We start from the raw sequence: 1,113 nt of genomic DNA on the forward strand, positions 1-1,113 counted from the left end.
GGAGTGACACCATGCTGGTGATGCGCCCTGCGCAAATGGCTGATCTGGGCGAGGTACAGCGTCTGGCTGCGGACAGTCCGATTGGTGTCACTTCCTTGCCGGATGACGTGGAACGTCTGAGCGACAAGATCGCTGCGAGCGAAGCCTCGTTTGCCGCCGAAGTGAGTTTCAACGGCGAGGAGAGCTACTTCTTCGTCCTCGAAGACACCGCCACCGGCAAACTGGTGGGCTGCTCGGCCATCGTCGCCTCGGCCGGTTACTCGGAGCCGTTCTACAGCTTCCGCAACGAGACCTTCGTCCACGCTTCCCGCGAGCTGAAGATCCACAACAAGATCCACGTGCTCTCGCAATGCCACGACCTGACCGGCAACAGCTTGCTGACCAGTTTCTACGTGCAGCGCGAGTTGGTCGGTTCGCCGTGGTCCGAGCTCAACTCCCGTGGCCGCTTGCTGTTCGTCGCCAGCCACCCGGAGCGTTTCGCTGATTCGGTGGTGACCGAGATCGTCGGTTACAGCGACGAGAACGGCGACTCGCCGTTCTGGGATGCAATCGGGCGCAACTTCTTCGACCTCAACTACGCCGAGGCCGAGCGCCTGTGTGGCCTGAAGAGCCGCACGTTCCTCGCCGAACTGATGCCGCATTACCCGATCTACGTGCCGCTGCTGCCGGATTCCGCTCAAGAGGCGATGGGCCAGGTGCACCCGCGTGCGCAGATCACCTTCGACATCCTGATGCGCGAAGGCTTCGAGACCGATCACTACATCGACATTTTCGATGGTGGCCCGACCTTGCATGCGCGTGTTTCGGGGATCCGTTCGATCGCCCAGAGCCGTGTGGTGCCGGTGAAGATCGGCGAACCGGTCAAAGGTGCCGGGCGCCAATACCTGGTGGCCAACGCGCAGTTGCAGGATTACCGCGCGGTGCTGCTGGAGCTGGACTACGCGCCGGGCAAACCGGTGACCCTGGATCTGGAAGCAGCCGAAGCCCTCGGCGTCGGTGAAGGTGCCAGCGTGCGCCTGGTGGCGGTTTAACGCCTTAGCGAGTTTCACGGGTGGCGAAAGCGGCCCGTTTGAGGAGATAGCATGATTGTTCGTCCCGTACGCAGCAGCGATT

The 1,113-nt window shown here is 62.2% G+C and carries 1 protein-coding gene; it reads left to right on the forward strand.

Features of this window, described 5'->3' with window-relative positions:
• The first annotated feature begins 11 nt into the window (after positions 1-11).
• Complete coding sequence (aruF, locus tag DBR18_RS17945; protein ID WP_007951057.1) at positions 12-1,031, forward strand: arginine/ornithine succinyltransferase subunit alpha; 1,020 nt, start codon at positions 12-14, stop codon at positions 1,029-1,031.
• The last annotated feature ends 82 nt before the right edge of the window (positions 1,032-1,113 follow it).

The organism is Pseudomonas sp. HMWF021, assembly GCF_003061005.1.
GTDB lineage: Bacteria > Pseudomonadota > Gammaproteobacteria > Pseudomonadales > Pseudomonadaceae > Aquipseudomonas.

Coding starts and splice junctions, on each gene's coding strand:
- aruF (WP_007951057.1), top strand. CDS start 12: ATGCTGGTGATGCGCCCTGCGCAAATGGCTGATCTGGGCGAGGTACAG.